We start from the raw sequence: 25127 nt of genomic DNA, 5'->3' as shown, positions 1-25127 counted from the left end.
ATCGATACCTCGAACAGCGATCGCAAGTTCGAACGGACCGTAGAATCGAACACCTTGCGCGTCAATGGTCCGCGCAGCAACATCCGCGAGCGACTCTCCCGGGCGAGTACGCCGACAGGCCGGCGAGCGCGGCGCAACCCCGCGCCGGCACGGTACGTCGTGACCGGCCCCGGGGTTCGACACCTTCGGCCTCTTCCTGGACCCGGTGATCGCACCCGGCCTTTCGCGATGGGACCGGAAGGACCAGGACGAGTACGCGCAGGGCCGCCGGCTCGGCGTGGTGAGCCCGAGCGGCCACCGGGCGGTCGGGGCGGGGCGGGAGGAAGCGGTGGCGGTGATCGGCAGCCGGGGCGGGCCGTTCGCGGCGCAGGGCGGCCGGCGGAACCGGCACCCCGTTCCCGACATGCCGGCCCCCCTCATCGCCGCGCGACGCCGGACCCGCGGTCCCGCCTGACCGGTGATCGGCGGAGGACGACGACTCAGCCGTCGATGTCGAGTGCCGTTCCGTACAGCCGGTCGACCTTCAGCCGGATGACCACGCGGCGTTCGTCGACCAGGTGCCGCAGGAAGGTCTCCTCGTCCTCCGGCCTGGCGGACTGCGGGAGCATGGCGAGGAGTTCGCGGCCCACCGGGTCCCCGGGAGCGGTCGTGATGTCGGAGATCTCGGCCTCGCCCTCGGCGACGGCGAACGACCACACGTCCCCGCCCTGGACGTGCAGCGCCGCACGCGGGTCGCGGCGCAGGTGCGCGAGTTTGACGCGGTCGGCCGTCGTGGAGAACCGCACGACGCGGGCCTCGGGGTCCCAGCTGTACACCATGGTGGTCAGGTGCGGGTGGCCACTGCGCTTGACGGTGGCGAGCGTGCCGAACTGCTGCCTGCCGAGCAGGTCGGAGAGCGCTTCGTCGGACAGGGGGCGGGGTGCCGGTCTGTGGGTCATGTCGTGCTCAACACCCAGGACGGCCACAACATTTCACACCCGCCCCGCCACACACGAAACACTTGACGGGTCGTCACCGCCGTCCGCCGAACTCCCAGTCGTGCACCTCGACGACGGCGTACCGCTCCCGGGTCACGACGGCGCGTGCCGACTCCGCGTCCGGGGCCCGGACCAGCGCAGCCGTACCGACCCAGACGTCGCCGTCGTCGGACAGCAGCGGCCCGTACGCGATCAGGTCGTCGCGGCCGGGCGGTACGTCGAGGTCGGCGGCCGGACCCTCGCCGAGGCCGAGGACCAGGTAGTGGTGACCCTCCGTACGGCTCCCGGGGAAGTCCCACATGGTGCGCCCCAGCACGTTGCGCCACCGCCGCAGCAGGACGTCCCGGTACACGCCGGCCTGCTGGTTGGGCTCGTCGAAGGCGAACGCGCGGGCGGTCGAGGGGTCCGGCAGATCGACGATGTGGACGCTGCCGGTGGGCGTCTGCCCGTCGGCGGCGAACGTCGGCCCGCGGGCGATCAGTTCCGCCTCGTACCGGTCCATGTAGGCCCAGTGCGCCTCCCCCAGTTCCTCCCGCAACCGCAGAGAGCCGGACCGGTCACGGTGATAGCAGAAGAACTCCATGGTGCGAGACCCTGTCATGTCCACCGCTGGCTACTCTCGTTCCTCCACCAACTCGTGACCGCAGGAGATGCAGACAGTGCACAGCGCCGCCGTGACCCCCGAGGGCGATCGAATCCGCTGGGTCGAACTTCCGGGGCAGGAACCGCCTCGCGTCTACGTGCACGGCCTGGGCGCCACATCACCGGCGTACTTCACCAAGGTCGCGGCCGATCCGAGGCTGGCCGGGCGCCGCTCACTGCTGCTGGACCTCCTGGGCCACGGCATCAGCGACCGCCCGACGCACTTCGACTACACGCTGGAATCACACGCCGACGCGCTCGCCGGCGCCCTGACCTCGGCGGGTGCCTCCGCCGCCGAGCTGATCGCCCACAGCATGGGCGGCTCGGTGGCGATCGTCCTGGCGGCCCGCCATCCCCACCTGGTCTCCCGGCTGGTCCTGATCGACGCCAACCTGGACCCGATCCCGCGCGCGCCCGGTTCGTCGGGCAGCAGCGGTATCGCCGCCTATCCGGAGGAGGAGTTCGTGAGGGGCGGCGGCTGGGAGGAGGTCCGCGACCGGGTCGGCCCCCACTGGTGGTCCACGATGCGCCTGGCCGGCCGGGAGGCCCTGCACCGCAGCGCGTTCCACCTCACGCGCGGCACCGACCCCACCATGCGCGAGCTCCTGCTGGAGCTGACGGTCCCCCGCACCTTCCTGCTCCCGGAGTCCGAAGGCCCGCTCCCGGGCGCCGAGGCCCTCACCGCGGCCGGTGTGTCCGTCGTCGCGATCCCCGAGTGCGGCCACAACATCATGCTGGACAACCCCGAGGCCTTCGTGACGGCCACCGCGGCGGCGCTCACGCCCCGGGACTGACCGCCCCTCATCGAAGAGCGAGGTTCCCGCCATGCGATTCGTACGATTAGTCAAAGGCGCCGTCACCGTCACCGCCGCCACCGCCGCCTGTCACACCCTGATGACCACCGGCTACGCGTGGGCCCGCGGCAAAGCGGCGACGGGCGAGGCGACGGTGTTCGCCGGCGCCTTCGAGTGGCTGGTGACCACGGCCGGTTCCTGGGCTCTCATGCCCCTCCTGCTGGGGGCGGGGATGCGCGCCATGCGGGAGAACGGCAACACCGCGCTGATGGTCGGCGGCGGACTGCTCTGGGCGCTGCTCTCGCTGTCCTTCGTCGACGAGATCGACGGCCCGGGTGGGTACATGCCGCTGCCCGCCCTCGCCGTCTACGTACTGACCGGGACGGGACTGGCCGGGGCCGGTACGGTTCGCCGCGGCCAGGGGGTGTGGGCAGGTCCTGTGCGGTGCCCGCGGTGTCCGGTGCGGCGAGAGCGCGTGGCCGGCGCCGTGGGTGCTGCGCGGGACGTCGAGAAACACGCTGTGAGGAGCGGCCCGCCGGTCAGCGGGCCGCCCCTCACCCCGTCACGACTTCTTCGGGGGGCACTGCTTCCACGCCAGGTGGTACACCGTGCTGATGTCCCCGTCCGTGGAGTCCATGGTCATGAAGCTGACCTTGTCGGCCGACTGGGTGCCGGCGTTGACCCGGAGTTCGGTGTTGATGTTGAAGTTGCGCTGGACTCCGCAGGGCGCGTAGACCAGTTGGGCCCAGTCCGTCTCGTCGGTGGCCTGCCAGTTGTCGTTGAGGGGGCCGCTGAAGGGGTGGTTCTTGTGCACCGTGCTGGGCGAGCCCTGGAAGTAGTAGGAGGCCCGCTGGGAGGCGCTCGCGCCGCGCTGGAGGGAGGCGAAGCCCCGGTAGTCCGCGCTCGCGATGGCGTAGGTGAAACCGCCGGGGACGTGGACGACCAGGCTGAGCTGGCAGTTCCTGCGGAACGCGGTCGGGTCGGAGTTCCCGCCGGCCTGGGCGAGGTAGTCGCTGTAGGTCACCGTGAAGGCCGTGTTGTCCTCGGAGACGGCGACCGCCGCCGTGCCCTGCGGGCAGCCGGAGCCGTTCACCGTGGCGACCTTGATGACGATCTTGTCCGGGGGCGGGTCGTCGAACCCGGAGGACGGGGATTGCGCGGGAAGTGCGCTGGTGAGCAGTGCGGCGATCGCGCCGCTCAGGAGCAGGCCACCGGCCATGGTTCTCCCATCCGTTCGTGGGGGGTGGATCGCGAAGGTAGGCATGCGCATGTCAAAGCGACAGGCGGACGCACCCCCGACCTGTGAGCATTCCATGAAGGAGATGTGAAGAGCGGGGGCGGTCGCATCGTACGCAGGGCGGCAGGGGCGGGCCAGGTCGCAGTCCGGCCATTCACACTGGCGGGAATTCACCCGGGCACCGGCAGGCGCATAGGGTGCGTTGCACCAGTGCGTCAGAGCGAGGACCGAGGACGGAATGAGGACCACGCACCGCGCGGCACCCGGCCGCCACCCCTCAGGGGTTCTCCCAGGCCGCCGGTTCCGCCGCCCGCCGCTCCACCGGCTCGGGCAGCGTCCCGGTCGCGAGGTCGGCGATCGTCACCCCCTCCGGGATCTGGCGCACATCGGCCCGCAGGGCGATCCACAGCGGCAGCGACGGCTCGGCCGTGCCCGAGCAGGCGAGACCGGTCCGCCGGTCGCCGCCCACCGGGACGACCGGCCCGTCCACGGCCCGGATCACGTCCGCGACCGTGATCTCCGCGGCCGCCCGGGCCGGCCGATAGCCGCCGTCCCCGCCGCGCCGGCTGTCGACGACACCGCCGCGCCGCAGATCGCCGAGGATCCCCTCCAGGAACGTGTGGGGGATGCCCTGCGCGGTGGCGACGGCCTCCGCCTTGACCGGCCCGTCCCCCTGCCGGACGGCCGGTTCCACGGCCGCTCGTACCGCGCAGTCCGCACGTGCCGAGATCCTCACAGGACCATCGTCGCCGTCACCCTGTAGACATTGAGCACACGCACCGCGCAACACATCGTGCACACGCACCACGCACCACGCACCACGCACCGCAAGGCACAACAGGAGGCGCTCCCTTGGAGCTCAGCAGGCGTACCTTCCACGCTCTGGCCGGCACGGCGGCGCTCGGCTTCGCGCTGACCGGCAGCGGGTCGCCGACCTCCGCCAACCCGGCACGCACCGCCCCCACCGGCCCGCCGCCACCCGTGCCGAGCGCGGACGGCAGACGGCACGAGGTGGGCTTCGACCCCTACTCACTGCTGGTCGACGGCCGCCGGCTGGTGCTCTGGTCCGGCGAGATGCACCCCTTCCGGCTGCCGAGCCCGTCGCTGTGGCGGGACGTGCTGGAGAAGATGCGCGCGCACGGCTTCAACGCCGTCAGCGTGTACGTCGCCTGGAACTACCACTCCCCCGCGCCCGGCCGGTACGACTTCACCGGCGTGCGCGACCTCGACCTGTTCCTGCGGACGGCCGCCGAGGCGGGGATGTACGTCATCCTGCGGCCGGGGCCGTACATCAACGCGGAGGTCGACGCAGGCGGCTTCCCCGGCTGGCTGACCGCGACCGAGGGCCGGGCCCGGACCTCCGACCCGACGTATCTGCGCTACGTCGACGAGTGGCTGACCGCGGTCAACGCCGTCGTCGCCAAACGGCTGTTCACCCGGGGCACGGGCACCGTCCTGCTCTACCAGATCGAGAACGAGTACGACGCCCATGTCGACGAGCCGTCCGGGCGCGCCTACATGTCCTACCTCTACGAGAAGGTCCGCGCCGACGGCATCGACGTACCCCTGTTCCACAACGACAAGGGCCGCAACGGCCACTGGACTCCGGGGTCGTTCGGCACCGGCGGGGAGAAGGGGCGCTGGCTGTACGGGTTCGACGGGTATCCGGAGCCGGACCGGGTGCCGCCGGACTGGGGACTCTTCGGGACCGGCGGCGCGCAGGGCGGGGCGAGCGCCAGTCCGCGGACGCCCGGGTTCATGCCCGAGTTCGGCGGGGGCTGGTTCGACCCGTGGGGCGGGTCCTGGTTCGACGGCAAGGGGTACGCCGAGGCGCGCCGGACCCGGGACGCGGCGTACGAGCGGCGCTTCCACCTCACGAACGTCGCCAACGGCATCACGCTGCACAACGTCTACATGACCTACGGCGGCACCTCCTGGGGCTGGCTGCCCGCGCCGGCCGTCTACACCTCGTACGACTACGGCGCCGCCTTCGACGAGGCCCGCAACGCCACCGTGAAGCTCGCCCCGATGCACCAGATGGGGCAGTTGCTGCGGTCCGTGCCCGACCTCGCCAAGCTGAACCGGGCGAGGACGGTGCGGGCCACCGACGAGCGGATCAAGGTCTACCACCTGACCAACCCCGACACCGGGGCCCACTTCTACGTCCTGCGCAACGACACCGGCGAAGCGGTCTCCTCGACGCTGCCGGACGCCGGGATCGACGTGCCCGTCACCGTCCCGGCCCGGGACGCCAAGCTGATCGCCGCCGGTCTGAGGCTCGGGAAGCGGACACTGGTGCACTCCACCGTGCAGCCCATGGTGAGCCTGACCATCGGGCGGCAGGACATCGCCCTGTTCGCGGGCCGCCGGGGCGAGATGGCGCAGGTCGTCCTGGAGTGCGCGGACGAACCGACGCCCATGCGGCTGGACCCGGAGCCCGCCTGGGCGTACAACCTGGGCAAGCTGAACATCACGGCTCCGCTCGGCGCCGGCGGGCTGAGCCGGGTGCGGGTCGAGGGCGACGGTGTGGACACGCCGATGCTGGTGCTGTTCGCCGACGACGCCACCGCCCTTCAGCTGTGGCCCTACGAGACCCCGTCCGGTCCGCTCCTGGTCTACGGCCCCGCCCTGCTGCGCTCGGCCGAGCTGCGCGGCTCCACGGTCCATCTCACCGGCGACACCACCGGGGAGTCCGGCCTGGAGGTGTGGGTGCCGCGCGGGATCACCCACGTCACCTGGAACGGCCGCCCGGTCCCCACCCGGGTCAGCGTCTCCGGCAGCCTGCGGGCGCTGGGGTCGCTGCCCGGCGTGACCCGGCCGGCCCTGCCCGCCCTCGACGGCTGGCGGCGGCGGGCCGGGAACCCCGAGGCCGAGCCGGACTTCGACGACTCGGACTGGACGACGGCCGACAAGCAGACGACCTTCAGCACCACCCCCGTGCCCGACGGGCAGCCCGTCCTGTTCGCCGACGACTACGGCTTCCACTACGGCGACGTCTGGTACCGGGGCGAGTGGACCGGCGCGAGCGGCATCGACACCGTGTCCCTCGCCTACAGCACGGGCACCCAGGGGCTGCTGATGGCCTGGCTGGACGGCGAGCCGCTGGGAACGCACCGGATGCCGGTGCCGGACAAGGCCCGGGCGCGGCAGGGGACGTGGACCGCGAAGGCCGGCTTCGGCCTGCCGAAGGAACTGCGCACGAGGTTCCGTGCGGAGGAGAAGGGGCAGCGGCACGTGCTGTCCGTGCTCGTGCGACGGATGCAGCACGACATGGACGGCAAGGCGCTCGACACGCACAAGGCCGCGCGGGGACTGACCGCCGTCACCTTCGAGGGCGCCTCCCCCGAGGTCACCTGGCGGATCCAGGGCACCGCCACGCCCGACCCCGTGCGCGGGCCGCTGAACACCGGCGGGCTGCACGGGGAGCGCGAGGGCTGGCACCTGCCGGAGTACGACGACAAGGACTGGGAGGACGCCCAACTGCCCCGGGCCGAGCGGCGGCAGGGCGTCACCTGGTACCGGACGGACTTCCGGCTGGACGTCGACCCGGGCGTCGACGCCTCGGTCGGACTCGTCCTCGACGACGACCCGGGCCGGGCCTACCGCGTCCAGATCTTCCTCAACGGCTGGAACATGGGCCAGTACATCAACGACGTGGGCCCGCAGCACACCTTCGTGCTGCCGAACGGGATCCTGCGCACACGTGGCGCCAACACACTGGCGTTGGCGGTGTTGTCCGACGGGACCACACCCTCCGGGCCGGGGGACGTGCGGCTGACGCTGCTGGGTGCCGCGGCCGGAGGGGTGCCCGTGAAACCGGTCTGACCGGATCGACCGGTCCGCCCGTCACGCCAGCCGGATCACGTTCCAGGACAGCGGCTCCAGTACGGCGTTCAGGGTGCCGTCCTGGAGGGCCGTGCCGTCGACCTGGTGGGGGGCGACCCGCTCGGGGTCGTCGAGGGTGTTGCGGGCGTCGGGGTCGGCGTCCGCGAGGGCGCTGTGCTCGACGACCCGCGCCAGGTCGAGGCCGCTTAGGGCGACTTCGAGCGGCAGGGCGTCGGTGCGGCTGCGGTTGACGGCGAAGACGGTGACGGTGCCGTCCTCGGCGCGCACGGCGGTGGCGTGCAGCAGGTCGGTCTCGCCGTACTTCTTCGTCTCGTGCTTCGGGGAGTCCACGCGGACGTCCAGGACCTGGCCGCGGCCGTACCGTGAGGCCTGAGCGAACGGGAAGAACGTGGTCTGCCGCCAGGCCGGGCCGCCGGGCTCGGTCATGATCGGCGCGATGACGTTGACGAGCTGGGCGAGGCAGGCGACCGTGACGCGGTCGGCGTGCCGGAGCAGGGCGATGAGCAGCGAGCCGAACACGACCGCGTCCATCACGCTGTAGTTGTCCTCCAGCAGGCGGGGGGCCTCGGGCCAGTCGTCCTGCTCGAAGGTCTTGGCGCGGGCCTCCCACTCGGGCAGGTACCAGACGTTCCACTCGTCGAAGGAGAGGTTGATCCGCTTCTTCGACTTGAGCCGGGCGCCCACGTGGTCGGCGGTCGCGACGACGTTGTCGATGAAGGACTCCATGTCGACGGCGGAGGCGAGGAAGGAGTCGAGGTCGCCGTTCTCGGGCCAGTAGTAGGCGTGCAGCGAGATGTAGTCGACGAGGTCGTACGTCTCCTTCAGGACCGTCGCCTCCCACTCGGCGAAGGTCGGCATGGACTGGCTGGAGGAGCCGCAGGCGACCAGCTCGACACCGGGGTCCAGCTGGCGCATGGCCCGGGCCGTCTCCGCGGCGAGGCGGCCGTACTCCTCGGCCGTCTTGTGGCCGGTCTGCCAGGGTCCGTCCATCTCGTTGCCGAGGCACCACAGCCGGATGCCGAAGGGGTCCTTGTCGCCGTGGGAGACGCGCAGGTCGGACAGGGCGGTGCCCGAGGTGTGGTTGGCGTACTCCTGGAGTTCGAGGGCCTCGGCGACCCCGCGCGTGCCGAGGTTGACGGCCATCATCGGCTCGGCCTGGGGGCCGATCTTGCGCAGGAAGTCGATGTACTCGGAGAGGCCGAAGCGGTTGGATTCCGTCGAGTGCCAGGCGAGGTCGAGGCGGCGGGGGCGGTCCTCGGCGGGGCCGACGGAGTCCTCCCACTTGTATCCGGAGACGAAGTTGCCGCCGGGGTAGCGCACGGCGGTGACGCCGAGTTCCCGGACGAGGTCCAGGACGTCCTGGCGCAGTCCCTTGTCGTCGGCGGTGGGGTGGCCCGGTTCGAAGACGCCGGTGTAGACGCAGCGGCCGAGGTGTTCCACGAAGCTGCCGAAGAGACGGGGGTTGACCTCGCCGACGGTGAAAGCGGGGTCCAGGGTGAAGCGGGCGGTGTGCATGTTCGCCTTTCGGGGTTCGGATCGGTCTGCGGGTGGTCGGTGGGTGCTCGCTCGGTTCCCCGCGCCCCTCAGAGGGCGACTGGCCGGCCGGTTCTCGTCCAGCGCAGGGGATTCAGGCCCGGCTTCGGGGTCCCTTCGTCCTCCGCGTCGCGGTAGTGGTATGCCAGGACATCTTTACCTTTGCTCCTGAAGACCGACGCACCGCCCGTGCCGATGCAACGGCCGTGGCCCTCCGGCACCAGGTCGCCGCCGCCCTCCGGCATCGGCTTGTCCGTGCCGTCGACGTACGGGCCGGTGATCGATTCCGGCCTGCCGGCCTGATCCGGTACGTGGAGCGCATGCCCTGGCGGCAGGCGTCGTAGGACGCCACGAGGCAGGAGTGGCGGCCGTCGCGCCGGGAGAGGTCGGGGCCCAGGGGCCGGCCTTGTCGTTGCACTCCCGCCACCGGGCCGGGGGCCCGGCGAAGGCGTTGCCGGCGTCGGTCCGGTGCCGGCCGTCCTTCGACGGACGGGCGCCGATGACGCCGCCGGTGGAGTAGGCGGCGTGGCCGCCGGACGTCAGCCGGGAGACCGTCGGGCCGTGGATGATCTGCCGGCCCGGTGCGCGGGCCGGGGTAGGTCCCGGCCGTCTGTGCCGTGGAGGGCGGCAGGGCCAGAGCGTGGCCGCGGCGACTGCGGACAGCGTGCCGCGCACGGTCACTGCCCCGCCAGGCCCGTGTGGGCGACGCCCGCCACGATCTGGCGCTGGAAGAAGACGAACACGATGATCAGCGGCAGGCCCGCCATCAGCCCGCCGGCCATCAGCTGGGCCCACTGGATGCCGTAGGAGTTCATGACGGTCGCGATGCCGTTCGGCATGGTCATCAGGTCGGGGTTGTTGGTCACCATGTACGGCCAGAGGAAGTTGTTCCACGAGGCGATGAAGGTGAAGATGCCGACCGCGGCGAGGGAGGGGCGCGAGAGCGGCAGGACGATGGTGAAGAACACCCGCCAGCGGCCGGCGCCGTCGATGAACGCGGCCTCCTCCAGCTCCCGGGGGACGCCCTGGAAGAACTTGTAGAGGATGTAGACCATCGCGGCCGGCGCGCACTGCGGAAGGATCATGCCCCAGTAGGTGTCGACCATCCCCATCTGCTGGACGGTGGTGAAGAGAGGGACGCCGAGGACCGCCGGGGAGACCATCAGGCCCGCCATGACCCCGCCCAACAGGACGTTCTTGCCGCGGAACTCGGTGCGGGCGAAGCCGTAGCCGGCGAGGGCGCTCACGAACAGCACGACGGACGTCACACAGACGGAGACGACGAGGGAGTTCACGAACCAGTTGGTGATGTTGCCGGTCTCGAACAGGGCCTTCCAGGCCTGGCCCGTCCAGTCCTTCGGAAGCCAGTGCGGCGGGATCTCGGCCGCCTCGGCCTCGGACTTGAGCGAGGTGAGCAGGGCCGCGGCGATCGGCGCCATGAAGGCGGCGGAGACGGCCACGCCGAGCGCGGTCAGGACGATCTGGCCGGGCGTCCAGGAACTGCGGGGTTTGAGCCGTATCCGGGTGCTGCTCATCGGGTGACCTCCGCTCGGTTGCGCAGCAGCCACATCCGCGCCAGGGCGACGGCTGCGATGATCACGAAGAAGATGACGGACATCGCGGAGGCGTAGCCCACGCGGTAGCTGGTGAAGCCCTGTTCGAGGGTGTACTGGACGAAGGAGCGCGTGCTGAGCTCCGGTCCGGGGCCGAAGTCCATCATCACGACGGCCTGGTCGAACAGCTGGAGCGAGGCGAGGATCTGGAGCGCGATCACCAGGCCGGTGATGTTGCGCAGCATCGGCAGGGTGATGTGGACCATGCGGTGCCAGGCGTTGGCGCCGTCCAGCTTCGCGGCCTCGTACAGGTGGGCGGGGATGCCCTGGAGGGCGGCGAGGTAGAGCAGGAAGCTGAAGCCGACCGTCCACCACAGGGTGGTGATGACGATGGCGAGCATGGCGTACGACTTGTCGGTGAGCCAGGGCGTGTCGAGCCCGAAGGTCTCGTTGAACAGGCCGATGCCCTGGGTGAACAGCCACTGCCACATGTTGGCCGCGACCGTCGACGGGAGCAGGAACGGCGTGAAGAAGCACAGCCGCCACAGCCACTTCCCGCGCTCGATGGTGTGGGCGAGCATCGCGAGCAGGAAGGCTAGGAGGGTGATGCAGGGGACGACGAGGAGCGTGAAGTACGCGCTGTGGCCGAGCGCGTCCCACATCGCCGAGTCCTTCAGCGCCTCGCGGTAGTTGTCGAGGCCGACGAAGCTCGCTTGCTCGCCCGTGATGTTGGCGTCCGTGAAGCTGAGGTAGAGGCCGCGCAGCAGCGGCCAGATCACGAACAGCGCGAAGAGCACCAGGAACGGGGCGACGAACCAGCCTCCGTGCTGGAACCGTTGCTTGCGGCGGACGGTCGCGGTGACGGTGGCGGTCCTCGCCCGGGCCGGTGCGACGACGGTCTGAGCGCTGGTCGTCATGCGACCGCACCTCCCTGCGCGGCGGTCCTGCCGTCCATCGGGTTCTTCGAGGCGAGGAGCCTGGTGAGCCGGCTCTTCATCCGCTGCGCGACCGCGGCCGGCTTGGCGGAGCCCATGGTCGAGGAGACGACGACCGGGCCGAGGTCCTGGGCGAGGACGCCGGTGGAGCCCGCGAACCACACCTTCGGCTCGGCGGCCTGGTGGTCCATGGCGCTGACGTACTCGTTCTGCGGGGTGAGCTTCTTGTACGCGGCCGTGGAGAGCGTGGGCGTGTAGGCGGGGATGTGGCCGCCGGCCGCCCACTGGAGGGCGTGCTTGACGACGTAGGCGGCGAGTTCGTGGGCGCCCTCGTTGGCGGAGCCACCGCGGTCCGCCTGGTGGGGCAGGACGAAGGCGTGCGACTCGGCGTGAGTGGCCTGTGTGCCGAAGACCGGCGGCAGCGGGGTGGCGCCGTAATCCAGCTTCGCGCCGGAGAAGACCGGCACCGACCAGTTGCCCTCCCAGGTGAAGGGGGCGCCGTTGACGAACTGTTCGCCGGTGGGGGCGCCCGGCACGACATAGCCGTCGGTGACGTGCCGGCGCAGGAACTCCAGGACCTGGGTGGCCTTGTCGGTGTCGAAGGTGACCTCGGTGTGGGCCTCGTCGAACCAGGTGCCGCCGAGCTGGGTGTAGAAGGCGACGAAGAACCACCACTGGAAGTTCTGGTCGTTGGTCCACAGGCCGATGGTCTGGAGGCCCTTCTTCTGCGCCTGTCCGGCCTTCTTCAGGACGTCGAACCACTCGGTGGTGGAGGTGACCGGGATCATCCGGCCGTCGTCGCCGAGCAGCCCCGCCTTCCTCAGCACGTCCTTGCGGTAGAAGCAGAGCTGGACGTGGATGTCGAGTGGGAGGGCGTAGAGCTTGCCGTCGATGACGCCGCGCTTCCACAGGGTGGGGTTGTAGTCCTGTTCCCGTACGCCGTACTTGGCGAGCAGGCCGACGTCCCAGGGGTCGAGGAGGCGGCCGGGCGAGAAGCCGGGTACCCGGCCCAGGTGCATGACGCCGAGGTCGGGGGCGCGGTTGCCCGCGGCCGCCATGGCGAGTTTGGTGTAGAAGGGGTTGCCCCACTGGAGCGTGGAGTCCTTCACGTCGATGCGGGGGTTCGCCTCACGGAAGGCGTCCAGCATCGCGATCATGTTGGCGCCGTCGCCGCCGCTGAAGAGGTTCCAGTAGCGCACGCGTGTGTCGGCGCTGGAGGCGAGCGCGTCGGCTCCGGTGCCGAGCGCGGCGAAGCCGAAGCCGCCGGCGACGAAGAGTCCGCCGAGCCCGCCGAGAAGTTGTCTGCGGTTCAGGTCAGGTCGTCCCATGCCCTGCCCTTACGATTGATGACCAGTACCGTCCGGTATTTCGGATGCCGCTCGTTACTTCGAACGGGACCGTAAGTTCGAAGCGCTTGCGCGTCAATGGTCCGGTTCCCTTTCGGTCCCGGACATTCAGGTCGGGAACGGTCGTTCCGCGTTGAACATCGGGCACCGGATCGCATGACGCGCACACTTTCGGGCGCGTAGTCTCGGACCCGCCGACAGGCCGGCCGGCGGCGAGAAGGGGGAGCGATGGACATCGCGGGCGCGCGGATGAGAGCCGCCCGAGTCACCGCCGCGCTCAGACGCTCACGCAGTGGCTCCGCGATGCGCGGCCTGGCCGCCGAGCTCGCCACCGCGGTCCGGAAGAGACCGGAGCACCCCACCGACGTACGGTCGTTGTGCCGGGCGCTGTGCGAGGAGATGAGCAGGCGGCGCGGCGGACGGCCCATCCAGCTGCGGTTCGAGTGCTTCCCCGACGAGATCGAAGTGACCGGTCTGTGGGTGGAGTTCCAGGACTTCGACCTGGTCATCGTCGAGGAACGGGCGGAGGCGGTGCAGCAGTTGGTCATCCTGGGTCACGAACTGTGGCATCTGCACGCGGGGCACGGGCATCACCGGGGGGCGGGCGCGGCGGCGGCCCATGCGTTCGCCGACGGGCCGGGGTGGGAGGACGGCGCGCTGGCGGTGTCCGCCCGCAACGGTTCCCGGGAACGGGACGAGGCCGATGCCGACACCTTCGGACTGCGGCTGGCGGCGGGGTGCCGGGCGCTGCTGCCGGGTGGGCGCGGGCCGGACGTCCCCCTCGAACCCGTGCAGCGGTCGCTGGGCTACCGGGGGCCGCGAGGAGGTGCGGCACCGTGAGGACGGTGGCGATGACCCCGGTCGAGTTCGTCAACCAGTTCTACCCGAACTTCTGGTGGATCCCCACGGGGGTGCTGGCCGCCGCCCTGGCCATCAAGCTGCCGAGCATCATCCGGCTGTGGAAGGACCCGATGCTGCGCGCGGTCGGCGGGCTGCTGCTGCTCGCCTGCGCGGTGTTCGTGTTCGTGGCACCGTCGACGATCGCCCGGGTCAACCGGCTCACCGGGGTGGCGAACATCTCCGGGCCCTGGGTCTACTCGCTGCTCACCGCGTTCTGCGCCTTCTGCCTGCTGCTGATCATCTCCTGGCGCAACGGCCTGTCCGACCGGTCGGAGCGCACCCGGCGCGCGATGCGCGGGGTCGTGGCGGTCTATTCGGGTGTGATCGTCGCGATGTGGGTGCTGTTCGCCCTCGCGGACGTGCCGGTGGAGCGGCTGCGGGATCTCGACACGTACTACGCGAACACTCCGTACATGCGCGAAGTGATCGTGCTCTACCTGCTCGCGCACACCGTGGCGGCGCTGGTCACCAACGGGCTGATCTGGAACTGGGTGCGCACGGACGGGCTCGACTCGCTGCTGCGCTGGGGGCTGAAATTCCTCGGCGTCGGCTACGCGGCGCAGTTGTTCTTCGACGCCGCCAAGATCAGCGCCGTGGTGGCCCGTTGGTCCGGGCGGAACGTGGACTGGCTGAGCACGGCCGTCGCCCCGCCGCTCGCCTGCCTGTCCGCCGTGCTCATCGCGGTCGGCTTCATCCTCCCGCACGCCGGTCAGTACCTGCACGGGCGCTGGCACGTCCGGCTCGCCCATCACGAACTGCGGCCGCTGTACCAGTTGATGAAGACGGTCAACGGCGAAGGGGTCCCGTTCCTGCTGCGGGCTGCGCCGGAGCTGCGACTGGTGCGCCGGGAGACGTTCATCCGCGACGTGCTGCTGCCGCTCGCCCGGCACATCGACGAGGACCGGCGCGAACGGTTCCACGAGGCCGCCCTCGCCCTCGGCCATCCGCCCGACCTGGCGAAGGCACTCGGCGCCACCGCGGCGATCCTCGACGCGGCCGACGCCGGGAACCGGACCCGGGAGGGCGACGGAACCGGTGCCCGTGACACCACGGACCTGCTGCGCGAGATCGGCGCCGTGTCCCGGGCGCTGCGCCGCACGGAGGACCTCCGGGCGATCCGCGCCCTGGCGCATGACCACACGGACGGCAGGTCGCTCACCGGCTGACCAGGTCCCCCGAAACTGCCTCCGGCGGTTACGGGTGCGGAGTCCGGCCGCGAACGGCGCCCGTCGGGTCCGCCGAGCCCGCCGAGTCCGCCGGGTCCGGCAGGTCCGCCGAGCCCGCCGGTCCCGCCCAGTCCGCCAGGTCCGGCAGGCCCGCCGAGTCCGCCGGTTCCGCCCAGTCCGCCAGGTCCGCCGAGCCCGCCAGGCCCCCCGGTTCCGCCCAGTCCGCCAGGTCCGCCGAGCCCGCCAGGCCCCCGGTCCCGCCCAGTCCGCCAGGTCCGGCAGGCCCGCCGAGTCCGCCGGTTCCGCCGAGTCCGCCAGGTCCGCCGAGCCCGCCAGGCCCCCCGGTTCCGCCCAGTCCGCCAGGCCCGCCGAGCCCGGCCAGGCCCCCCGGTTCCGCCCAGTCCGCCAGGTCCGCCGAGCCCACCGGTCCCGCCGAGTCCGCCAGGTCCGCCGAGTCCGCCAGGCCCGCCGAGCCCGGCCAGGCCCCCCGGTTCCGCCCAGTCCGCCAGGTCCGCCGAGCCCACCGGTCCCGCCGAGTCCGCCGGGTCCGACAGGTCCCGCAGGTCCCCCGGGTCCGTCGCGGACGGTCGAATTCAAGGACGAGACCCGTACAGGGGGCCGCACGCACGGTACGTGAAGGTACGGTGAGAGCCGTCCGGAACGGGGCCCGCATGGCTCGAAACCGGTGCCGGCGGCCGGTGTTGTCCGCCGCACGGCCGTGGCCGGACGTCGGGGAATGCCCTCAGGGCGGGGGAGCCTTCATGGCTGAGTGCGAGGAGTCGCATGTCGCGTAGAGCTGTCGTCATCGGTGCGGGTCTGGCCGGCATGCTGGCCGCGGCGGCCCTGTCCGCCGTCGCGGACGAGGTGGTCGTGCTCGACCGGGACGATCTGCCCGAGGGGCCGGAGCACCGCAGGGGCCTGCCACAGGGACGTCACGCGCATCTCCTCATGGCCGGCGGCCTGGCCCCGATGGAGGAGCTGGTGCCGGGCGTGAGCATGCGCAAGCATCTGCTCGCCGCCGGTGCGCACGAGATCCCGCTCGGCTCGGGCATGGTCGCTCTCACGCCCGAGGGCTGGTTCCGGCGCTGGCGTCACCCCGGACCGCGGATGCTGACCTGCACCCGGGCCCTGCTCGACTGGGCGGTGCGGGGCGCCGTGCTGGACAACACCGGGGTGGTCATCCGCAAAGCGCGGGTGCTGGAGCTGACAGGGTCGCGGCAGCGGGTGACCGGGGTTCGCCTCTCGACCGCCGCCGGGGACGAGGAACTCGCCGCCGACTTCGTGGTGGACGCGAGCGGACGCGGCTCGCGGATCGTGACGTGGCTGGCGCGGCTGGGCGTCGACGACGTGCGCGAGAAGACGGTGGACGCCGGCCTGGTGAACGCCACCCGTCTCTACCGCACTCCCGAGGGGGCCGGGCGTTTCCCCCTGACCATGGTGCAGGCCGATCCGTATCAGGGACGGCCCGGGCGCAGCGGCATGGTGCTGCCGATCGAGGGCGACCGCTGGATGGTCAGCCTCGCCGGCACGCGGGGCGGCGGTGAACCGCCGTCCGACCCGGACGCGTTCCTCCGCTACACCCTGGACCTGCCCGACCCCATCGTGGGCCGGCTGATCTCCGGCGCGGAACCGCTCACCGAGGTCCATGTCAGCCGCAGCACCAGCAATCACCGCCGGTACCTGGAGAAGGTGCGCTCCTGGCCCGAGCGCCTCGTCGTCCTCGGTGACGCGCTGGCCACCTTCAACCCCGCCTACGGGCAGGGCATGTCGGTGGCCGCGCTGGGTGCCCGGGAGCTGGACCGGGAGCTGCGAAGGTCCGGCCTCGGCGAGCCCGGGCTCGCCCGGCGTGTGCAGCGGCGGGCGGCCAGGCCGGTGGAGGCCGCGTGGACGATGGCGGTGAGCCAGGACCTCTGGTACCCCGGGACGCGCGGGGGCTCGCCCGGGGTCGCCGACCGTCTGGTCACCGCCTACACCCGCCGCATGATCCGCGCGGCCACCGGCTCGTACCCGGCGGCGTCGGCGGTCTGGGACGTGATGAGCATGACGGCGCGGCCGACGCGGCTGCTGCGGCCCTCGACGGTGCTGGCGACGCTGAGCGGGCCGCCGTTGCCGGCGGCGGTGGGGGCGCCGCTGACGGAGGAGGAGCGGGCGGTCCTGCGGCGGCTGGACCGGACGGGACGCTGAGACAGGGGCGACCGGTCCGGTCCGCGCCCGTCGGCGTCCTCACGTGCGGACGTCCCGGGTGCCCGGCCGCCTTCGTTCCGCGTCCCCCGTCAGCCGGCGAACGCGGGCTGGACCAGTCCCTTGCCCGCCCCCGGCACCACGAACAGGGAGCCCGCCAGCGCGGACGGCTCGGTCAGGCCCACACGAGCCGTCGTCACGTACAGGTCGGTCAGCCCGGCCCCGCCGAACGCACACGCCGTCACCAGCGGAACCGGCAGCTCGATCACCCGGTCCAGCTCGCCGCCGGGTGTGTACCGCCGCACCGCCGAGCCCTGCCACACGGCGACCCACACGCACCCCTCGGCATCCACGGTCAACCCGTCGGGGAAGCCCGCGCCCTCCTCGATCTCGACGAGGGTCCGCCGCCCGGAGATCCGGCCGTCCGCGTAGTCGAAGACGTCGACCCGCCTGGTCGGGGTGTCGATGTAGTACATCAGCCGCCCGTCGGGGCTCCAGCCCGTGCCGTTGCTGACGGCCACGTCGTCAAGCACGACCCTGACCGAGCCGTCGCCGGTGACACGGGACAGCGTCCCGCCCCCCGGGGCCTCGTCGTAGCGCATGGTGCCCGCCCACAGCGCGCCGTCAGGAGCGACGACGGCGTCGTTGGCACGGCGGCCGGGGACCGGCTCGTGGTGGAGCCAGCCGAAGCCGCCGTCCGGGTCGAGGAGGCCGATCCCGTCGCGCAGGTTCAGCACGAGCCCGCCACCGGCGCGCGGCTTGACGGCGCCGATGTGCTGCTCCGTGCGGCGGACGGTGCGACGCCCGGTGCCCGGGTCGTAGGTGTGCACGCGCGCGCCGAGGATGTCGATCCACAACAGCCGGCCGGCCGCCGCGTCCCAGGTCGGACCCTCGCCGAGCTCGGCCTCGGCCCGCACCGCGACCTCGTACGGCCTCGTCATGCCAGGCTCCGGTGACCGAGGTGCTCGGACAACTCGGCGGCGCCCTTGGCGGCGAGCTGCTCCAGCTCGGCGCGGCGCTCCTCGCTCCAGCGGATCATGGGCACGGAGATCGACAGGGCGGCGACGACCTGCCCGGTCCGGTCGCGGACCGGTGCGGCCACGCAGGAGACGTCCGGGTTGGACTCGCGGTTCTCCACGGCGAGGCCGCGCTCCCGGATCTCGGCCAGGGCCTCGCGTAGCGCGCCCGGGTCGGTGATGCTGTTGGGGGTCATCCCGACCAGCTCGGCGTCGTCGGGGATGCGCGCGGTGAGCTCCGGCTCGGGAAGGGAGGCCAGCAGCATCTTGCCGACGGAGGTGCAGTGGGCGGGCAGCCTGCGCCCGGCCGCCGACACCATCCGCACGGCGTGCGTGGAGTCGACCTTGGCGATGTAGATGACGTCCGTGTCCTCGAGGATCGCCACGTGCACGGTCTCGTCGCAGGTCTCGGCGACGGACCGGGCGACCAGCTGTCCCTCGGCCGCGAGGTCGAGCTGCTCGGCGTAGCGGGCGCCGAGCTGGTACGGGCGCACACCGAGCCGGTAGCGTCCGGGCTGGCCCGGCATCGGGACGATGTACTTCCGGGCGGCGAGCGTGGTCACCAGTTCGTGCACGGTGGTGCGCGGCAGCTGGAGCTTGCGCACGATGTCGGGGGCGGAGAGCGTCCCGTCCCCGTCGAGAAAGAGCTCGAGAATGTCGAGAGCCCGGGTCACGGCTGGTACGAGGCGTCCCACGACCGGCCCCCTCCCTAATATGTCTCAGGCGCCTGCGTTCGAGATTTCAACAGGCGATCGGCATGACGAACACAGGCTAGCCATAGAGGTATGCCCGGGCAATGGGCAGAGGGCTTACGAGCGGAAACCCCCGAGCACACCCCGAACGCGTGGCGTGCACACTAAAGTGCCCGGTGTGCGACACGTCACAGGTGTCGCAGGGGTGGGGGGATTTCTGTGCGTGACATGACCATGGGCTCGAATGTGTCCCTGACGGACCTGAGCGAGAACGTCGGCTCCGCGATCGTCAGTCTGGGATGGTCGAGCCCGACCGGGGAGGGCGACGCCGATGTGTCCGTCCTGCTGCTGGACGGACACGGCAAGGTACGCAACGACGCGGACTTCTACTTCTACAACAACCCGGTGGCGGCCGACGGCAGCGTGCAGCTGCTCGGCAAGGAGCCGACGGGGGGCGGCAGCGAGGACCGGATCAGCTTCGACCTGACCGCGGTCCCGGCAGAGGTGGAGCGGATCGTCGTGGCCGCGAGCCGCTACGAGGGGGCCCGCTTCGGCGAACTGGACGATCTGCAGGTCACGCTGGCCGACGCGGGCGGTGAGAACCTCCTCCGCTTCGTCATCGAGGACGCCGGCCAGGTGAGCGCGATCATCTTCGGAGAGCTGTACCGGCGGGGCGAGGAGTGGAAGTTCCGGGCCGTCGGTCAGGGCTACGAGAGCGGTCTGGCGGGGCTGGCGACGGACTTCGGCGTCGACATCGAGGACGACGAAGCGGAGTCCGGGACCGAGGGGACCGAGGAGCCCGCCGCCGGCCCCGCCGACGCTCCGCCGGAGCCGACGCTGGCGGCGGTACCGGCACCGCGCCCACCGGCCGAGGAGGATGCCGCACCGAAGAAGCGGACGACCCGGCCCCGGACCGCGAAGAAGAAAGCCACACCGCCCAGGGCACCCGCGAAGAGCCTCGCGGAGAACGAGTCCTGGAGGCAGGCCCGGCTCTTTCCGGTGTCAGCACTGAAGAACGACCGGGACCGGGAGACGCGGGCCACGTCGGTGCTGCTGTCCGTGATGGCCCAGGTGCCCCGGTTCGGCAGACGCATCACCGCTCCCTTCGGCGCGCCGTCCGGCCGCATGGAGACCTTCACCGAGGTCTCGCTGCCGCACGGGGACACGCCCCGGCGCCCGGACGGGGTGATCCGCGTCGAGCGCGCCGGCAAGCTGTGGACCGCTCTGGTCGAGACCAAGACCAACGGCAACCCCCTGAAGTCCGACCAGGTGCAGGCCTACATGGACATCGCGGCCCGGCGTGGCTACGAGGCCGTGATCACCCTGTCGAACGACGTGGCGCTGGAGGGCAGTCCGCTGGTCGACGTCAAGATCGACCGGCGGCGCAAGCACCAGGTGGCGCTCTGGCACCTGTCGTGGGCGGAAGTGGCCCACCAGGCCCAGATGCTGATCCGGCACGAGGGCGTCGGCAACGCGGCGCGTACCTGGCTGCTCCAGGATCTGCTGCACTACCTCCAGCACGACAACTCCGGCTGCCACGGCTTCCAGAACATGGGCGCGGCCTGGGTGCCCGTACGCAACGGCATCAACGACGAGACCCTCTGCCAGGGCGACCCGCGAGCCCTGGAGGTCGTGGAGAGCTGGGAGCGGCTCATCCGCCAGGTGTGCCTGCGGCTCGGGGGTGAACTCGGGCAGAAGGTGCTGCCCGCCCAGCGCACCCGACGTGGCACCGATCCCGGGGCCCGGCGCGCCCGCCTGGCCGACCAGCTGTGCCTGGACGGCCGGCTGCAGGCGGAGTTGCGAGTCGAGGGGGCACCCGGTCTGCTCACCATCAGCGCCGATCTGCGGACCGCCAGGCTGCGCACGTCCGTGGAGATCCCGGCACCCGAGCAGGGCTATCCCCTGACCTGGGCCAAGCGCCTGGTCCGCCGCCTCGCCGAGGCGCCGGCGGACCTGCACGTGGAGACCCTGGTGGAGGGTGAGACGGGTGGCCCGCGGGGCACGCTGGAGCGGCTGCGCCCCGAACCGGCGGATCTGCTCCCCAAGGACGGCTCGACTCGCATCACCGGTTTCCGGCTGTCCCTTTTCAAGGGCATGGGGAGCGGCCGCGGCAGCGCCGAGTCCGGTTTCATCCGCAGCGTCGACGACGCCGTGCACCGCTTCCACACCTCGGTGGTGGCACACCTGGACGCTCCCGCCCCCGGGCGCGCGGCGGCGAAGGAGCGGGCCGCGGTGTGACACCGGGGCGGCGGCGGTCGTCGCCCGGGTGGAGCGCCACGCGCGGTGGCTTCGGGCTCTCGCTGACGACCAGGGTGTGCCGCCCGGCTCACCGCCGCCCCGGCGTCACCCCCAGCTGCCCGCGCAGCCGCTGCGCCCGCAGCACCAGTTCCAGTTCGAAGCGGCGGTCGGGGTCGTCGATCTCGTCGCCCCACAGTTCGCGGATCTGGCGCAGGCGGTAGCGGACCGTCTGGGGGTGGACGCCGAGGCGGGTGGCGACCTCCGGGGCGCCGCCGCGGGTCTCCAGCCAGGCCAGGAGGGTTTCGGCGAGGCGGCGGCCGTGGGTGGGGCCGCAGTGGGTCAGGGGGGCCAGGCATCTCAGGGCCAGGTCGTCGATGAGTTCCTCGGGCTGGAGGAGGACGAGGGCCTCGGTGTGCTCGGTGCAGTAGAGGACCTCGCCGGCGGGGAGGAGATCGCGTTCCATCAGACGGACCGCCGCCTCCGCCCAGCGCAGGGACTTCGCCGCGTCGGTGAGCGGGACCGGTGGGCCGATCGCGCCGGACCAGCCGGCCAGGGCCCGGTGCATGAGCTCGGAGCGGCCCGCCGCGTCCGGCTCGGGCACCACCATGCGGGGCTGCTCGTACTCCATGTCGAGCAGGACGCCCTGGCCGACCGCGGGCGCCATGGCTTCGCGGGCCGGGCGGAGCAGGACGCCGACCGCGACCTTCGCCGGTAAGGGCCAGCCGATGCGGGCGGCCCGTTCGGTCAGCGCCTCGGCGGGGTCGCCGCGGTGGTGCTCGGCGAGGAGCAGTTCCATGAGGCGGCGTTGCAGGCGCAGGCGTTCACCGGCCTGGCGGGCGGCGGCCTCGGCGTAGCCGCGTACGGACTGGTCGACCAGGCCGTCGAGGTACTCGTAGCCCGCGTCGACGAGTTCGTACATCGCCGGGGGCGGGATCTCCACGCGCTGGCCGATGTCGGCGAAGCGGCGCCAGGCCAGGCGTACGCCCATGCGGTAGATGGCCTGGAGGGAGTCGAGCGAGCGGCCGTTCAGACCCTCGCCGCGGCCGAACTCCTGGAAGACGCCGGGCGGGACGGTCGGGCGTCCCTCCGAGTGCTCCAGGTGCTGCACGAAGACCTCGATGGCACGGCGGATGCCGACCAGGGCCATCGGCTCGCCGGAGTCGTCGAGGACGACGGGCAGATGCGGGTACTCGCGCTGGATCTCGCAGAGGATCTCCTCGGCGAGGGCGGGCGCCTCGGCCATGGCGATGGCGGCGAACCGGCGCACCTGGAAGCGCGGTACGTCGTGCCATGCCGAGCGGGCCGTGAGAGCTGCGGTGCGGGCGGCCGTCACGGTCAACTCCCCTGACCGGCTCGCTCGTACGTGATCAGGGGGGTGTTCGGCTGGTCGGGTGTGGCTTCGAGCAGCGCCACCACGCCCAGCGCGGCGCCCACGGCGAGGGCGGCGGCGAGCGCGACGGTCAGCGCGGCAGCGAGCAGTCGGGACATCGCAGGGTCAGCCTCTCTGTCCGGATTCGTCCGGAGATCGTCCGGAGGTTTCCCCACCCCGGCGTCCCGTCCCTGCCTGTCGCGCCCCAGTCTCGACAAGCATTGACACCCCGTCAAGAGCGGCCTACGGTTCCCGGCCCAACCGCACGCGCTGATTCCTCCGCCGTGCCGGCCCTCTCGTACGTCGAGCCGTCCCAAGCCACTGGAGTGCCCGGATGCGCCGTACAACTTCTCCCTTTTCCCTGGTCCTGCTGGGTCTCGGCACATTCCTGCTGGTGCTGGCACCCCTGCTCGCCTGGTACGTGGAGCCGCGTGCCGCGGTGAACCCGATCGACATCGACACCACCGCCGTCTACACCGGCCGGGGCAGCGTCTTCGACACTGACCGAATCGAGACGGTGCCCGGCCGGAAGATCACCGTGACCCAGCGGGTGCGGGGCAACGTCGAGGACAGCGAACGCAGCGGCAACGCCGTCTGGGACGTGACGACCACGGTCGACACCGACAAGTCGCTGCCGGCCGCCGACCCGCACGACGCGCTGGACTTCGTGCCGCATCGCTGGGTGATGGACCGGAAGACGACGCGGCCGGTGCACTGCTGCGGCGAGAAGCCGTACATCGAGGGCGAGGCGTATCTGAAGTTCCCCTTCGACGTGCAGAAACGCTCCTACCAGTGGTGGGACAACACCCTCGGCGACACGGTCGTGCTGCGCTACCGGGGCACCGCGAAGGTCCAGGGTCACACCGGCTACAGGTTCACCGGCTCGGTGCCGCCGACGAGGACCGGCACGCGCATGGTGCCCGGCACTCTCGTCGACCAGCCGGACCGGCCGCAGGTGCTTGCCGAGGAGTGGTACTCCAACCACGGCTTCGAGCTGGTCGTGGACCAGGCGACGGGCCGTGTGATCTACGCGCGGACCGGCCCGAGGCGGACCTTGCGGGCGCCGGGCGGGAAGAAGGACGCCGCGGTGCTGCTGGACAGCCGGAAGGTCGCGTTCACGACCGCGACCCAGAAGGAGGCGGTGCGGCAGGCGAAGCGGGACAGCGGGCAGCTGCGCATGGTGGGCACGACGCTGCCGATCGGGGCGGCGATCGGCGGCTTCGTGCTCGCGGTGGTGGGCGGCGTTCTCGTGGCACGTGGGCGGAAGGAGCCGGAGCACCCCGTTCCGACCGATACGGCCGATATGCCCCAGCCCACCCTCACGAAGTGATGTGACGTCAGCTCCAACAAAGCCGGAAATTGTCACGTCGGTGAGTAGCCGTGGCGAACGTCCGGGCGAAAACTGTCCAACCCCACCCGAGCACATCCCGTCCACACCCCCCTCCCAGAAGAGCTCAGGCTCCCCACCGGCCGACCCCTCCGAGACGAACCCACCCCCACGTTTTCCCCACGCTGAGTTCCGCACCCCGAGACGAGTTGGAGCACGCATGCCCCAGCACGTGCCGTCCACGCTGCGCACCGCGTCCCCCAACGCGCCGCAGCACCTCCCGGCGCTCCCCCCACCTCCGCGTCGGATCGTCTTCCTCGCCCACCGCGATCTGGACAACCCGTCCGCCGGTGGTTCCGAACTACTGGTCGACAAGCTCGCCGACGGCCTGACCCGCCTGGGCCACCAGGTGACCCTGCTGTGCGGGGGGCCCGCGTCCCTCCGCGACTACCGGGTCGTGTCCGCGGGCGGCCCCTACGGGCACTACCTGCGCGCACGATCGGCCTTCACCCGCCGGGTCGGCGACTGCGATCTGCTGGTCGAAGTGTGCAACGGCATGCCGTATCTGGCGCCGCTGTGGCACCAGGGACCCACGCTGTGCCTGGTCAACCACGTCCACACGGATCTGTGGAAGATGCGCTTCGGCGGTCCGCTGGCGCCGGCGGCCCGCATCGGCCGAAGACTCGAACACTGGGCGCTGACCGGGGCGCAGCAGCGCAACCTGCTCGTCGCCGTGTCCTCCTCGACCGCACACGCGCTACGGGCGATCGGGGTCGAACGGGACCGGATCAGAGTCGTGCACAACGGGGTCGAGGAGCCGGGCCCGAGAGCCGATCGCTCGGCCGAGCCGCTCTTCGTCGCCGTCGGGCGGCTGGTCGAGTACAAGCGGATCGATCTGCTGCTGCGGCTGTGGGAGCGGGTCCGGCCCGTGACCGGTGGCCGGCTGGTGATCGTCGGTGACGGGCCCGAGCGGGAACGCCTGGAGCGGCTCGCCGGTCCCGGTGTGGAGTTCACCGGATACGTGACGGAGGCCGAGAAGCACCGACTGCTGTGCGCCGCCTGGCTGTTGCTGCATCCCTCCGCCGTCGAGGGGTGGGGTCTCGTCGTGACGGAGGCGGCGGCGCGGGAGACGCCGAGTGTGGCCTTCGACGTGCCGGGTCTCAAGGACTCCGTGGTGGACGGTGAGACCGGGATCCTCGCGCGCGGTGAGTCCTCGTTCGCCGCGGCCTGGTGTGCGCTGGCCCTGTCCGGCCGTCAACGGGAGCTGATGGGCAAGGCGGCCCGGGAGCGGGCGGCGCAGTTCCGGTGGGACCGTACGGTCCGGCAGTTCAGGGCGGTCACCGCGGAGGCGGTGAAGGGCTGGGCCCCGTGACAT

Annotated in this window: 22 protein-coding genes; 9 read left to right on the top strand and 13 right to left on the bottom strand. The window is 71.7% G+C overall.

Annotation, left to right across the window (positions count from 1 at the left end; genetic code table 11):
• The first annotated feature begins 205 nt into the window (after window positions 1–205).
• Window positions 206–454, top strand: a complete 249-nt coding sequence (locus ACIQHQ_RS03090) for a hypothetical protein (RefSeq protein ID WP_402609495.1) — start codon at window positions 206–208, stop codon at window positions 452–454.
• Between the two features lie 25 nt (window positions 455–479).
• Here ACIQHQ_RS03090 and ACIQHQ_RS03085 read toward each other — a convergent pair whose 3' ends face one another.
• Window positions 480–938 carry a PPOX class F420-dependent oxidoreductase gene (locus tag ACIQHQ_RS03085; protein WP_402609493.1) on the bottom strand — a complete coding sequence of 153 codons (459 nt, stop codon included), beginning with the start codon at window positions 936–938 and terminating at the stop codon, window positions 480–482.
• A gap of 73 nt (window positions 939–1011) precedes the next feature.
• Window positions 1012–1560, bottom strand: coding sequence for a YciI family protein (locus tag ACIQHQ_RS03080; protein ID WP_402610611.1), 549 nt, complete (start codon window positions 1558–1560; stop codon window positions 1012–1014).
• Window positions 1561–1636: 76 nt separating this feature from the next.
• Between ACIQHQ_RS03080 and ACIQHQ_RS03075 the strand changes: the two genes are divergently transcribed.
• Window positions 1637–2413: an alpha/beta fold hydrolase gene (locus ACIQHQ_RS03075; RefSeq protein WP_402610610.1), complete on the top strand. Its 777-nt coding sequence runs from the start codon at window positions 1637–1639 to the stop codon at window positions 2411–2413.
• A gap of 111 nt (window positions 2414–2524) precedes the next feature.
• On the opposite strand, the gene ACIQHQ_RS03070 is transcribed toward ACIQHQ_RS03075, so the two are convergent.
• The 3 genes from ACIQHQ_RS03070 to ACIQHQ_RS03060 form a co-directional block, all read right to left on the bottom strand.
• The gene (locus ACIQHQ_RS03070; RefSeq protein ID WP_402609491.1) at window positions 2525–2758 is read right to left on the bottom strand and encodes a hypothetical protein; all 234 of its coding nucleotides are present in this window, start codon (window positions 2756–2758) and stop codon (window positions 2525–2527) included.
• Between the two features lie 217 nt (window positions 2759–2975).
• On the bottom strand, window positions 2976–3632 hold the full coding sequence (locus ACIQHQ_RS03065; protein ID WP_402609489.1) for a DUF4360 domain-containing protein: 657 nt from the start codon (window positions 3630–3632) through the stop codon (window positions 2976–2978).
• Between the two features lie 295 nt (window positions 3633–3927).
• Window positions 3928–4386: an RrF2 family transcriptional regulator gene (locus tag ACIQHQ_RS03060; protein WP_402609487.1), complete on the bottom strand. Its 459-nt coding sequence runs from the start codon at window positions 4384–4386 to the stop codon at window positions 3928–3930.
• Between the two features lie 116 nt (window positions 4387–4502).
• On the opposite strand from ACIQHQ_RS03060, the gene ACIQHQ_RS03055 reads away from it, so the two are divergent.
• Entirely contained in the window at window positions 4503–7475 is a 2973-nt protein-coding gene (locus tag ACIQHQ_RS03055) for a beta-galactosidase (protein ID WP_402609485.1), read from the top strand.
• A 21-nt stretch (window positions 7476–7496) separates the two neighbouring features.
• Here the strand turns inward: ACIQHQ_RS03055 and ACIQHQ_RS03050 are convergent, their stop codons facing one another.
• The 4 genes from ACIQHQ_RS03050 to ACIQHQ_RS03035 form a co-directional block, all read right to left on the bottom strand.
• Entirely contained in the window at window positions 7497–9011 is a 1515-nt protein-coding gene (locus ACIQHQ_RS03050) for an alpha-N-arabinofuranosidase (protein ID WP_402609483.1), read from the bottom strand.
• A 695-nt stretch (window positions 9012–9706) separates the two neighbouring features.
• Window positions 9707–10564, bottom strand: a complete 858-nt coding sequence (locus tag ACIQHQ_RS03045; protein WP_402609481.1) for a carbohydrate ABC transporter permease — start codon at window positions 10562–10564, stop codon at window positions 9707–9709.
• The gene (locus ACIQHQ_RS03040) at window positions 10561–11499 is read right to left on the bottom strand and encodes a carbohydrate ABC transporter permease (protein WP_402609479.1); all 939 of its coding nucleotides are present in this window, start codon (window positions 11497–11499) and stop codon (window positions 10561–10563) included. The genes ACIQHQ_RS03045 and ACIQHQ_RS03040 overlap by 4 nt, the downstream gene beginning before the upstream one ends.
• Window positions 11496–12845, bottom strand: a complete 1350-nt coding sequence (locus tag ACIQHQ_RS03035; protein WP_402609477.1) for an extracellular solute-binding protein — start codon at window positions 12843–12845, stop codon at window positions 11496–11498. Before ACIQHQ_RS03035 ends, ACIQHQ_RS03040 begins: the two co-directional genes overlap by 4 nt.
• Window positions 12846–13091: 246 nt before the next feature.
• On the opposite strand from ACIQHQ_RS03035, the gene ACIQHQ_RS03030 reads away from it, so the two are divergent.
• The 3 genes from ACIQHQ_RS03030 to ACIQHQ_RS03020 all read left to right on the top strand — a co-directional run bounded on the left by ACIQHQ_RS03030 (window position 13092) and on the right by ACIQHQ_RS03020 (window position 17113).
• Window positions 13092–13703, top strand: a complete 612-nt coding sequence (locus tag ACIQHQ_RS03030; protein WP_402609475.1) for a toxin-antitoxin system, toxin component family protein — start codon at window positions 13092–13094, stop codon at window positions 13701–13703.
• An 11-nt stretch (window positions 13704–13714) separates the two neighbouring features.
• On the top strand, window positions 13715–14929 hold the full coding sequence (locus tag ACIQHQ_RS03025) for an MAB_1171c family putative transporter (RefSeq protein ID WP_402610609.1): 1215 nt from the start codon (window positions 13715–13717) through the stop codon (window positions 14927–14929).
• Between the two features lie 783 nt (window positions 14930–15712).
• Window positions 15713–17113 (top strand): NAD(P)/FAD-dependent oxidoreductase, encoded by a 1401-nt coding sequence (locus ACIQHQ_RS03020; RefSeq protein ID WP_402609473.1) that lies wholly within the window; start codon window positions 15713–15715, stop codon window positions 17111–17113.
• A gap of 89 nt (window positions 17114–17202) precedes the next feature.
• Here ACIQHQ_RS03020 and ACIQHQ_RS03015 read toward each other — a convergent pair whose 3' ends face one another.
• Together ACIQHQ_RS03015 and ACIQHQ_RS03010 are read right to left on the bottom strand one after the other, a co-directional pair.
• Entirely contained in the window at window positions 17203–18051 is an 849-nt protein-coding gene (locus tag ACIQHQ_RS03015; RefSeq protein ID WP_402609471.1) for an SMP-30/gluconolactonase/LRE family protein, read from the bottom strand.
• Window positions 18048–18821 (bottom strand): IclR family transcriptional regulator, encoded by a 774-nt coding sequence (locus ACIQHQ_RS03010; RefSeq protein WP_402609469.1) that lies wholly within the window; start codon window positions 18819–18821, stop codon window positions 18048–18050. Before ACIQHQ_RS03010 ends, ACIQHQ_RS03015 begins: the two co-directional genes overlap by 4 nt.
• Before the next feature lie 225 nt (window positions 18822–19046).
• Between ACIQHQ_RS03010 and ACIQHQ_RS03005 the strand changes: the two genes are divergently transcribed.
• Window positions 19047–21056 carry a TerD family protein gene (locus ACIQHQ_RS03005; RefSeq protein ID WP_402609467.1) on the top strand — a complete coding sequence of 670 codons (2010 nt, stop codon included), beginning with the start codon at window positions 19047–19049 and terminating at the stop codon, window positions 21054–21056.
• An 88-nt stretch (window positions 21057–21144) separates the two neighbouring features.
• Here ACIQHQ_RS03005 and ACIQHQ_RS03000 read toward each other — a convergent pair whose 3' ends face one another.
• Both ACIQHQ_RS03000 and ACIQHQ_RS02995 read right to left on the bottom strand, forming a co-directional pair.
• Window positions 21145–22389 (bottom strand): helix-turn-helix domain-containing protein, encoded by a 1245-nt coding sequence (locus ACIQHQ_RS03000; protein ID WP_402609465.1) that lies wholly within the window; start codon window positions 22387–22389, stop codon window positions 21145–21147.
• A 2-nt stretch (window positions 22390–22391) separates the two neighbouring features.
• Window positions 22392–22544, bottom strand: a complete 153-nt coding sequence (locus tag ACIQHQ_RS02995; protein ID WP_298572590.1) for a hypothetical protein — start codon at window positions 22542–22544, stop codon at window positions 22392–22394.
• Window positions 22545–22759: 215 nt separating this feature from the next.
• Here ACIQHQ_RS02995 and ACIQHQ_RS02990 point away from each other — a divergent pair, with 215 nt between their 5' ends.
• Both ACIQHQ_RS02990 and ACIQHQ_RS02985 read left to right on the top strand, forming a co-directional pair.
• Window positions 22760–23755, top strand: coding sequence for a DUF3068 domain-containing protein (locus tag ACIQHQ_RS02990; RefSeq protein WP_402609463.1), 996 nt, complete (start codon window positions 22760–22762; stop codon window positions 23753–23755).
• A 217-nt stretch (window positions 23756–23972) separates the two neighbouring features.
• Complete coding sequence (locus ACIQHQ_RS02985; protein ID WP_402609462.1) at window positions 23973–25124, top strand: glycosyltransferase family 4 protein; 1152 nt, start codon at window positions 23973–23975, stop codon at window positions 25122–25124.
• Window positions 25125–25127 lie beyond the last annotated feature (3 nt).

The organism is Streptomyces sp. NPDC092370 (genome assembly GCF_044755265.1).
Lineage (GTDB): Bacteria > Actinomycetota > Actinomycetes > Streptomycetales > Streptomycetaceae > Streptomyces.
The sequence above is the reverse complement of the archived record's forward strand: the minus strand, read 5'-3'. Positions and strand labels throughout refer to the sequence as shown.

Coding starts and splice junctions, on each gene's coding strand:
- ACIQHQ_RS03065 (WP_402609489.1), bottom strand. CDS start 3,632: ATGGCCGGTGGCCTGCTCCTGAGCGGCGCGATCGCCGCACTGCTCACC.
- ACIQHQ_RS02995 (WP_298572590.1), bottom strand. CDS start 22,544: ATGTCCCGACTGCTCGCTGCCGCGCTGACCGTCGCGCTCGCCGCCGCC.
- ACIQHQ_RS03040 (WP_402609479.1), bottom strand. CDS start 11,499: ATGACGACCAGCGCTCAGACCGTCGTCGCACCGGCCCGGGCGAGGACC.
- ACIQHQ_RS03020 (WP_402609473.1), top strand. CDS start 15,713: ATGTCGCGTAGAGCTGTCGTCATCGGTGCGGGTCTGGCCGGCATGCTG.
- ACIQHQ_RS03035 (WP_402609477.1), bottom strand. CDS start 12,845: ATGGGACGACCTGACCTGAACCGCAGACAACTTCTCGGCGGGCTCGGC.
- ACIQHQ_RS03005 (WP_402609467.1), top strand. CDS start 19,047: ATGACCATGGGCTCGAATGTGTCCCTGACGGACCTGAGCGAGAACGTC.
- ACIQHQ_RS02990 (WP_402609463.1), top strand. CDS start 22,760: ATGCGCCGTACAACTTCTCCCTTTTCCCTGGTCCTGCTGGGTCTCGGC.
- ACIQHQ_RS03025 (WP_402610609.1), top strand. CDS start 13,715: ATGACCCCGGTCGAGTTCGTCAACCAGTTCTACCCGAACTTCTGGTGG.
- ACIQHQ_RS03085 (WP_402609493.1), bottom strand. CDS start 938: ATGACCCACAGACCGGCACCCCGCCCCCTGTCCGACGAAGCGCTCTCC.
- ACIQHQ_RS03045 (WP_402609481.1), bottom strand. CDS start 10,564: ATGAGCAGCACCCGGATACGGCTCAAACCCCGCAGTTCCTGGACGCCC.
- ACIQHQ_RS03080 (WP_402610611.1), bottom strand. CDS start 1,560: ATGGAGTTCTTCTGCTATCACCGTGACCGGTCCGGCTCTCTGCGGTTG.
- ACIQHQ_RS03050 (WP_402609483.1), bottom strand. CDS start 9,011: ATGCACACCGCCCGCTTCACCCTGGACCCCGCTTTCACCGTCGGCGAG.
- ACIQHQ_RS03015 (WP_402609471.1), bottom strand. CDS start 18,051: ATGACGAGGCCGTACGAGGTCGCGGTGCGGGCCGAGGCCGAGCTCGGC.
- ACIQHQ_RS02985 (WP_402609462.1), top strand. CDS start 23,973: ATGCCCCAGCACGTGCCGTCCACGCTGCGCACCGCGTCCCCCAACGCG.
- ACIQHQ_RS03070 (WP_402609491.1), bottom strand. CDS start 2,758: ATGTACCCACCCGGGCCGTCGATCTCGTCGACGAAGGACAGCGAGAGC.
- ACIQHQ_RS03030 (WP_402609475.1), top strand. CDS start 13,092: ATGGACATCGCGGGCGCGCGGATGAGAGCCGCCCGAGTCACCGCCGCG.